The following is a 9267-nucleotide window of genomic DNA, read 5'->3' as shown; positions in this document are numbered from 1 at the left end:
CAACCCCAGCGTTGCTGGGGCTGTTCTCACTGGTGACGCTCATGGCCCACGAACGCTGGCAAAGCCATGAACCTTGGGTTCGTCATGCCGCCTGGTACAACAAGACCCTGCCCACCTTCGTCGACGCGCTCGCCGAGGTTCGGCGAGCCTTGTGGAAGATTCCGACTTTTCGCACATCTTCACCAGGACGCGAAATGGTTCAAGTCCCACTTGAGTTCATCGAGCCCCTCACAGACGCGCTCTGCTACGCCGCCTGATGCTCCTCAATGGCCAAAGTCGAGCTAAGGGGGGGCGTTGCAAAGCAACGGGGGGTTCACCCAACAACTCAGCCTCTCGCCAGCAACGGGGGGTTACCTACCAAGCCGGAAATACCCACCCCCAACCCGCCTGACGCAACCTTCCATGCCCTCTGATACGCTAGCCGCATGCCAAAAGTGTTAGCCGTCACAAGTGAAAAAGGCGGCGTGGGCAAAAGCACGCTGGCCGTGCATCTGGCCGGAGCGTTGGCCGAACGTGGATTGAATGTGGCCCTGATCGACGAAGACCCCCGCGTAGGCAGCAGCGCCCGCTGGGCTGTGCGTGGTGTGAAACTGGGCGGCGTAGGTCTGCCGTTTGCCGTGTACGAAGCCGACGACGTGAAACCCAAGAAACTGGCCGCGCTGGATGTGGTGGTTATAGATACGGAAGGCCGTCCCAAACGCAAGGAACTGCGCCAACTCGCAGACCGCGCCGACTTGATTTTGGTGCCCAGCGGAACTTCGGCGCTGGAACTGGAAGCCACGCTGGAACTGATGGATTTCCTTCAGGGCGACGCCGATGCGGCCCGTAAATCGCGTGTGGTGCTGACCCGCGTGCCGCCTGTGGGCCGCGCCGGAGAAGAAGCCCGCGAGGACTTGCGCGAAGCCGGGGCAACTGTGTGCAACACGTTGGTGCGGGCCTACGCCGCCTACGTGCGGGCCGCCGAACTGGGTACGCTGGCCCGCGACGTGCGCGATCCCCGTGCCGACACTGCATGGGAAGACATGCTGGCCCTTTCCCGCGAGGTGCTATGAGCGTTGCTGCCCGCTGGGGAGCCGAATAATGGCCCGCTTCGACTATCTGAAGGAAGCAGGCAAGGGGGCAGGCAAGGCCAAGAAGAAAGCCGACAAGTCCTCTAAGAAGGACAAAGCCACCGCCATTGCCCCCGAACCCGATGGACGGCGCAAGGGTGAAACTGCCGAACGAGTCGAAGCCGTGTATGTCCGCAAAGAAACGGTGCGGGCCGTGTGGCGCGAAGTAAAGCGCGGCGGCGGCGAGAGCGTCAGCGAGCTAGTCGAAGACCTGCTGTTGCGCTGGCTGCGCGAGCGGGCGTAATTGGCCGTGACCGGATGAGCGCCGCGCAAGCCCGGCTGCTGCGGTTGCTGGGGCTGATCGTGGCGGTTGCGTTCGTCACGCCGGGAATTTTGCGCCCCCTCACCGGTCATCCTCTCGAACTGGTAAATCTGGTCTTTCACGAGGCAGGACATGTGCTGCTGGCGTGGGCGGGAACCACGCTGATGCTGCTGGGCGGAAGCCTGTTTCAAGTGTTGGTGCCTGCCATATGCGTCGGGCATTTTTGGCGGCGCGACGAACTCTATGCGGCGGGCGTGCTGTGCCTCTGGCTGGCGCAATCTTGGGCAGGCGTGGCGGCCTACGTGCGGGACGCGCCCACGCGCAACCTTGACCTGATTACGGGCGACCCAGACACCCACGATTGGTGGCAACTGCTGGGCGCGTGCCTGACACCGGGCTGCGGCCACCTGAACTGGGCCGATCCGCTGGGCCGCCTGCTGATGGTAGTTGCCGTGATGACCGCTCTCTTTGGCATACTGTTGGCGCTCTGGAAGGACTTGTTGAAGCCGTGATCTGCGCTACCCTACCCCGATGACTGTTGGCCGCTACGCCCCAAGTCCAACGGGTGGAATGCACCTCGGCAATGCCCGCACCGCGCTGCTGGCGTGGCTCCATTCGCGTGCGTTGGCGGGCCGCCACATCCTGCGCTTTGAGGATTTGGATGGGAGCCGGGTACGCAGTTGGGCATACGATACGACTCGGCGTGATCTGGAATGGTTGGGCCTCGACTGGGATGAGGAATATTTGCAATCCGAGCGGCTGGACTTGTACGCGGAGGCCATGGCGCGGCTGGACACTTACCGCTGCACCTGCACCCGCCGCGAAATCGAGGCTGCCATTCAGGACAGCGCGGGCGCTCCACATGCTGTAGAGCCAGTCTATCCGGGCACTTGCCGCAACAATCAGAAGCCGTCTGACCTTTCGCGCCCCGCCGCCCTGCGCTGGAAGGTTCAGGATGAAACGGTATGCGCCGCCGACTTCCTGACAGGTCAAACCCTCTGCCAGCAGTTGCCCACCGAAGTCGGAGACATCGTGCTGAGGCGCAACGACGGCGTGTTTGCCTATCATCTGGCGGTGGTGGTAGATGACGCGGCCATGAACGTGACCGATGTGTTGCGCGGCGTAGACCTGTGGACGGCCACGCCCCGGCAACTGGCGCTTCAGCAGGCGTTGGGGTATCCCGAGCCCCGCTACTTGCATGTGCCCCTGATGATCGACTACGCCGGAGAACGCCTCGCCAAACGCGGGGGCGCACCGGCGGTGATGGCGCTGCGTGAAAGGGGAGACGATGCAGGGAGGGTGCTGTCGGCCTTGGCCCATTCGTTCGGAGAGGGCTTTTGGCCCCAGCCGTTACCGCCAGAGGTTGTGCTAGACGAGCTTCTCTTGCTGTGGCGACAAAAATTGAGCGAGCTTTCGCCGTAGCCTACCCCCCCCATCAAGTACCCCCAATCTAGACCAGTTGTCTAAGTTTCCCGAACGGGCGTTAGGGCTGCGGAGTTAGCATTTTGCTATGACCCTCAAGCTCTCTGATCTGACGCTCTTGCTGCCCGAGTATCCGCAGCCCGACCCGCGTGGGCGCTTTGGCCGCTTCGGTGGCCGCTACGTGCCTGAAACGCTGATTCCGGCGCTGGACGAACTTGAAGACGCTTACCGGAACGCCAAAAAAGACCCCAGTTTCCTGAACGAACTTGACCGGTTGCTGCGTGAATTTGTGGGCCGTCCCAGCCCGCTGTATCTGGCGCAGCGCCTCACCGATTACGCGGGCGGGGCCAAGATTTACCTCAAGCGCGAGGATTTTAATTACACGGGCGCACACAAAATCAACAACTGCTTGGCACAGGGCCTTCTGGCCGTGAGAATGGGCAAAAAGCGCGTGGTGGCCGAAACGGGTGCGGGGCAACACGGCGTCGCCAGCGCCACCGCCGCCGCCCTGTTGGGCCTAGACTGCGTGGTGTACATGGGCGCGGAAGACATTCGCCGCCAAGAGCTGAATGTCTTCCGCATGAAACTCTTGGGTGCAGAAGTGCGCGAAGTCACCAGCGGCACCAAGACTCTGAAGGACGCCACCAACGAGGCCATCCGCGACTGGGTGACGAACGTCCGGGATACCTTTTACATCTTGGGCAGCGTGGTGGGGCCGCACCCTTACCCCGCAATGGTGCGCGATTTCCAGAGCATTATCGGTGAGGAAACCAAAGTGCAGCTTGAGGCGCTGGAAGGCCGCCAAGCTCCCGATGCAATCGTGGCATGCGTGGGCGGCGGCAGCAATGCCATCGGCATTTTTGCGCCGTATGCCTACCTTCCCGCCGATCAGCGCCCCCGCCTAATTGGCACGGAGGCCGCTGGAGAAGGTGTGGATACGGGCAAGCACGCCGCGTCGGTGGCAGGCGGGCGCGTGGGCGTACTGCACGGCTCTCTGATGTACTTGCTGAACGATGACGAAGGCCAGATCGTGCCGCCTCACTCCATCAGCGCGGGGCTGGACTACCCCGGCATCGGGCCGGAACACTGCTTTTACTCCGAAACCGGGCTGGCCGAATACGTGCCTGTAACTGACGCGCAGGCGCTGGAAGCCCTGAGTCTGCTCACCCGCCTAGAGGGGATTTTGCCCGCGCTAGAGAGCGCCCACGCCATCTATCACGCCGTCGAACTGGCCCGCGAGCTTGGCCCCGATGGAATTATCGTGGTGAACCTCAGCGGGCGCGGCGACAAGGATGTATCTGAAGTGATGCGCCTGCTTGATCTGGAGAAGAAGCTAGATACCCAAAAACATGATCAGCACGTTGCTGTTGCTGAAAAAGTTGAGGTCATCGCGTGAGCGTCCCGACTCTCCCAAACACGGCTCCCACCACCGATAAAGCGCGTGGCGCGGCCCGCATTCACGCCGCTTTTGCTGCGGCTCAGGCACAGGGCCGCGCCGCTTTCATCCCGTTCATGACCGCCGGATACCCCAGCGCCGCCGAGTTTCCGGCTGTGGCCGACGCCCTATTGGAACGTGCTGATCTGCTGGAAGTGGGCATTCCCTATTCCGACCCGCTCGGAGACGGCCCCACCATCCAGCGGGCCAGTGAAAAGGCGCTGGACGGCGGCACCAGTACCCGGCGCACCCTGCAACTGGTGGCCGATTTGCGCGTGCGGCACGACAAACCCATCGTCATCATGACTTACGTCAATCCCATCTACGCCGTCGGCCCGCGTGAATTTATGCGGCTGGCGCAGGAGGCGGGCGTAGATGGCCTGATCTTGCCCGACCTGCCGCCTGACCAAGACATAGAAATTGCGGCGCTGGCTGAAGAATACGGTCTCGCAGTCACGTTCCTGATCGCGCCCACCAGTACCCCGGCCCGCGTGCGCCTCGTGGCCGAAGCCTGCACCGGATTCCTGTACGCGGTCAGCGTGACGGGCGTCACTGGAACCCGAGAAGGCGCGGCGCTCGGCGAAGTCCCCGCCATGCTCGCCCTCGCCCGCCAATTTGCCCATGTGCCGATTGCCGTGGGCTTCGGCGTGAAGGATGCGGCCACCGCCTCGCAAGTGGCCCAACAAGCCGACGGCGTGGTGGTGGGCAGTGCCTTTATCAATGCCGTGCGAGACGGGCAGGATGTGGGGGCGTTGGCGGCGGAAATTGCCGAAGGGTGCAAGAAGCTGTAAGGGACTTGAAACCATGAGTGGTGAGTGATCGGTGGGAAACGAGGGGGGAAGCCGGAGCGACAGCTTTGGTTGCGGGTTTCCCACTCACCACCGCCCACTCACCACTTACCCTATAGCTATGTCTCTCCCCAGTTCTGCCCGCTCCACTTGGACTCAACATCGCCGCGTTGGTGAAGCTGACGTGTACTCGCTCACCGATGGCCAATTCGGGCTGGACGGCGGCGCGATGTTCGGCAATGTGCCTAAAGTCTTGTGGGAACGCCGCGCCCCCGCCGATCATCTCAACCGCATTCGCCTGAGAATCAACCCGCTGCTGATTCGCCTAAACGGGCACAATACGCTCGTCGAAACTGGATTTTGGGACGGCGGCGACGAAAAGTTTGAAACGATCTATGGCCTAGACCGTGATGAGACAGTGTTTCGTGGGCTAGAAGAAGTGGGCCTCACTCCCGACGATATCCACACCGTCATCAATACGCACCTGCATTTTGACCATGCCGGACGCAATACCACATTGCTGGGCGATCCAACTTTTCCCAACGCCCGCTACGTGGTGCAGGCCGCCGAGTTGCAGGAGGCCACCCATACTCATGAACGTAACCGCGCCAGCTACATCCCCGAAACCTTTCGGCCCATTTTAGACGCGGGCTTGTTCGATGCTGTAGACGGCGAGCAAGAGCTTCTGCCGGGCCTGAGCGTGCTGCCAGTGCCGGGGCATAACTTGGGGCAACAGGCGGTAGTTCTCCGCAGCGGCGGCCAAACCCTCGTGTACACCGCCGACATGCTGCCCACGTTGGCCCACGCGCCGTATCCGTACATCACGGGCTATGACCTGTACCCCGTAACCACGCTGGAACACAAGCGCAAGTATCTGCCCCAGTGGTACGAGGCAGGCGCACTGATCTGCACGCCGCATGACCCAGATGTGGCTTTTGCAAAGTTGGTGGAGGGTAAGAAGGGTGGATTTGAATTGGTGGCGGCAGAGTAGAGACAGGAACGCCCCGCCGATTGAGTAGGCGGGGCGTTCTTTTAGAAAAAGATCAGATTTAAGGGAGGACGCTTAAGAAGTACTCTAAGCCGCCACTCTTAGGACGTCCGCTGGCGAGGATTGACACCCCACCCTTGGTATTGACAACACTCCTCTCGATACTGTCAGTAGGAATCAGACTTGTGGTGCCGGATACAGCATCTACTTTGATAATGCTGTTGTACCCAGTGGCCCATAAGGTGTTGGCGTTGTTCTGATCAAAGCCGGTGATCCGCGAGACAGAACCGCCACTCACGGTAAACGTCGTTGCTGTGCCGTCGCTGTTGATGCGAGTGAGACCACCATTGCTGGAGTACCAGACTTGCCCGGTATTGGAAACTGCTGCGCTGCCAATGCTGTTGCCTGAAGGATTGGCAACAGGACTGGTAGCTGACGTGGAGGTATTGATAAGGATCGGGGTGCCGTTGTACTCAGGCCCGTACAAGACATACAGTCCGTTGTTACTGACGACGAGCCGATTATTGGGGGTGTAAGTCCGGCTGCCGTCTACCAAAGTTCGTGCCCCTGTAACTGGATTCCATTGAAACAGTCCGTAAGTGGACGCGCCGGTGCTACCGTCCAAAGTGGCGACAAACCAGATTCGTCCCTGATCGTCCACCACACCATTGCTCATGCCTGCGGTAGTCGTTGTCGTTAGAGCGCTAGAGGTGCCGTCATCCTTGACACGGTAAATAATGTTGTTGTTACGGAAGTCGGTTCCTATAGCGTAGACATCTCCACCCGGTATTGCCAACAAGAAGTTGGAAACATCGCCCAATGTCACCTCTTTCACATTTTGCCCATTAGCAATCCGGCGCAAAGTGGCCTGAAATCCGCCGTTAGCATAGTTATAACCACTGATGACCCAAACTCCATTACTTGCCGGGGCAAGAGTGTTATAAGACAAGATACCCAATGAAGTCCGGGCAGGCTTGATCGACAACTGGAACACGTTGGGCATACCATTGTTGTTAACAGGAACTTTATCGCCTGTTACTTTGACCTGAGTTGTGCCTAATGGGGCGTCAGCCGCAACCTGCATAGGAATAGCCACAGTGGTGGTTGCATTGGCACTGACGTTGACTGTTACAGGAGAGGCCGTTACTCCTGCAGGCAAATCAGTAAGGCTAAGCGTTACATTGCCACTAAATCCTTCTTGCGGGCTGACGTTGACAGATATGGACGCAGTGCCCCCCTGATAAGCATCCACACCACTCATAAAATTGGCTACATAAACATTGACAGAAGGAAGACGAATGATGGCGGGCAATTGCGTTCTGCCCAGCTCAGTTCCCCCCTGAGAAGCAATTAATGCCAGCGGCCCGGAATAATCTGTCGCCTGCTCCGTGAGGCTAAAAGTGACGGTAGTGGTCAATGCCTGTGGCCTGACTGCCTGCAGGATGAGGCCAAGACCCTCGGTGGATTGGGCTGAGAGTGCATTGGTGCCACCCAGATTGATGGTTGCGGGCGTAACTTTGACGCCCGGTAGGCTGGTGCTGAGGTCGATGATTCCTGAGACAGCCCCCCTAGGAGTCAAGGTAATTTGCCGCGTTACCGAGGTGCCTGCCCGTAAGATGATTTCGCTGTAATCTGTAGGGTTTAAAAATATAGAGGGTTTCTCGGCTACAAATCCCAGTTGAATTCTTGCATCGCTGGGAATGTTTCTGATGGTGAAGAGCGTCGTGCTCCCGCTCTCAGTTCGGACGATGCTCAAAGCATTCCAGCCCACATTGACTGTGAAATCGAGATCGATCCGAGCGCTGCCACAAAAGGCGGTACCCTTCAGGGTGGTTGCAGTTTGAGCGTAAACCCGTGTGACGGGAATTCCAATGCTTGTCGTTTCTGTGATTTCTCCCAACACGCTGCCTGCCGAGTTGAGGGCAATGGGACGAGCAAATTCTGACCGAAAGTCACTCCCTGTTGTTCCGGCGCTGAGGGTACATCTGTCCAAAAAGGGGGCAAGGGAAACAGGCGTTGGCAATGTCGCCTTCAACGTGCCACCGGCAGAAATGTCAGCCGGGTTGCCGTCAACAGTTGTCCGCCCATTAGAAAGCTCAAATGCAATTTTGCCTGTGCCAGCAGTCCAGCCCGGAATCGTGCCCTTGACTCTTGCCGCGTCCAATGCCGTACCCGCCAATGCCGTGTAGGTCAGCGATACAGATTTGCTGGCATCCAGCGTCACTGTTTGAGCAGCGGGGGCTGCAAAATCGGCAACTGCACCGCCTTCAACCTTCAGGACACTGTTTGCGGCAAGGCCCGTAAAGGTTTTGCTGGCGTCGAGTGTTCCCTTGAAGACTTCTGCGTTGGTGGCCGTGTTGGTGACCGTTACGGGTGCGCTCGGTATGCCGCCAAGGTTGACCGTCAGATCAAAAGTCGGTGCTGGCGCGGGCTTGGTGTAGGTCAGGCCCACTGTTTTGTTGGCATCCAGTGTGATGGTCTGGGCAGCGGGCGTGATGTAACCGTCCACTGCACCGCCTTCCACCTTCAGAACACTATTGGCGGGAAGGCCCGTAAAAGTCTTGCTGGCGTTCAATGTTCCCTTGAAGACTTCTGCGTTGGTGGCCGTGTTAGTCACAGTGACAGGCGCACTAGACACGCCGCTCAGGTTGACCGTCAGGTCATAATTTGGGGCAGGCGTGGGCTTGGCATACGTCAGCGTCACCGTTTTGCTGGCATCCAACGTAACGGTCTGGGCAACGGGTGTGGTGTAGCCAGCAACGTTGCCGCCTTCCACCTTCAGCACGTCGTTGGCCGTCAAGCCTGCAAAAGTCTTGCTAGCGTCCAGCGTGCCCTTAAACAGTTCTGCGCCAGTAGTCGTGTTGGTGACCGTAACAGGCGCAGAAGACACGCCAGCCAAAGCAACCTTGAGGTCAAACGTGGGGGTTGGTGTGATGTCGCCGGGGCAAGCGGTCAGCAAAACGGTTAGGCCGAGCATCGCGCCCGACAATTTAAAGTTTTTAAGAATCTTCATATACGCTCAGGATTCTAACGTGTGCATGAGGAGGGCGTGTGCAAGATTGAGGCTTCTTAACAAGGATTAAGGCGTCGTCAGACAGAGCAGAAGGACTGTGGCCCAAGCCGTCTATCCCACCTGCCTTGCTCCGATCCCGGCGCGGCGGTACACTCTGGCTATGCCGAGCGCACTAACGATGAACGGGGCCGCCCATCTGGGGCTTCTTCTTCGCTGGGGGCGTTGAGCGCTGGCCCTTGCGTTCACCTGT

General features: G+C 59.4%; 8 protein-coding genes and 1 pseudogene. 8 read left to right on the top strand and 1 reads right to left on the bottom strand.

Annotation, left to right across the window (positions count from 1 at the left end; genetic code table 11):
• The 8 genes and pseudogenes from E7T06_RS11090 to E7T06_RS11055 all read left to right on the top strand — a co-directional run.
• Positions 1 to 257, top strand: a pseudogene (locus E7T06_RS11090) (hypothetical protein); the annotation flags it as partial.
• Between the two features lie 168 nt (positions 258 to 425).
• Positions 426 to 1052, top strand: a complete 627-nt coding sequence (locus tag E7T06_RS11085) for a ParA family protein (protein ID WP_136365854.1) — start codon at positions 426 to 428, stop codon at positions 1050 to 1052.
• A 28-nt stretch (positions 1053 to 1080) separates the two neighbouring features.
• On the top strand, positions 1081 to 1353 hold the full coding sequence (locus E7T06_RS11080) for a hypothetical protein (RefSeq protein WP_168733486.1): 273 nt from the start codon (positions 1081 to 1083) through the stop codon (positions 1351 to 1353).
• 14 nt (positions 1354 to 1367) lie between these two features.
• Positions 1368 to 1883 carry a hypothetical protein gene (locus E7T06_RS11075; RefSeq protein ID WP_136365853.1) on the top strand — a complete coding sequence of 172 codons (516 nt, stop codon included), beginning with the start codon at positions 1368 to 1370 and terminating at the stop codon, positions 1881 to 1883.
• A 19-nt stretch (positions 1884 to 1902) separates the two neighbouring features.
• On the top strand, positions 1903 to 2793 hold the full coding sequence (gene gluQRS, locus E7T06_RS11070) for a tRNA glutamyl-Q(34) synthetase GluQRS (protein ID WP_136365852.1): 891 nt from the start codon (positions 1903 to 1905) through the stop codon (positions 2791 to 2793).
• An 88-nt stretch (positions 2794 to 2881) separates the two neighbouring features.
• Positions 2882 to 4189 carry a tryptophan synthase subunit beta gene (gene trpB, locus E7T06_RS11065; protein WP_136365851.1) on the top strand — a complete coding sequence of 436 codons (1308 nt, stop codon included), beginning with the start codon at positions 2882 to 2884 and terminating at the stop codon, positions 4187 to 4189.
• Positions 4186 to 5019: a tryptophan synthase subunit alpha gene (gene trpA, locus E7T06_RS11060; protein WP_136365850.1), complete on the top strand. Its 834-nt coding sequence runs from the start codon at positions 4186 to 4188 to the stop codon at positions 5017 to 5019. Before trpB ends, trpA begins: the two co-directional genes overlap by 4 nt.
• A gap of 118 nt (positions 5020 to 5137) precedes the next feature.
• Positions 5138 to 6007, top strand: coding sequence for an MBL fold metallo-hydrolase (locus E7T06_RS11055; protein ID WP_136365849.1), 870 nt, complete (start codon positions 5138 to 5140; stop codon positions 6005 to 6007).
• 58 nt (positions 6008 to 6065) lie between these two features.
• On the opposite strand, the gene E7T06_RS11050 is transcribed toward E7T06_RS11055, so the two are convergent.
• Positions 6066 to 9017 (bottom strand): hypothetical protein, encoded by a 2952-nt coding sequence (locus E7T06_RS11050; protein WP_136365848.1) that lies wholly within the window; start codon positions 9015 to 9017, stop codon positions 6066 to 6068.
• Between the last annotated feature and the right edge of the window lie 250 nt (positions 9018 to 9267).

Origin of the sequence: Deinococcus sp. Arct2-2 (assembly GCF_004801315.1) — a bacterium.
GTDB lineage: Bacteria > Deinococcota > Deinococci > Deinococcales > Deinococcaceae > Deinococcus.
Note: the sequence above shows the minus strand (reverse complement) of the source record. Positions and strands in the feature narration are given on the sequence as shown.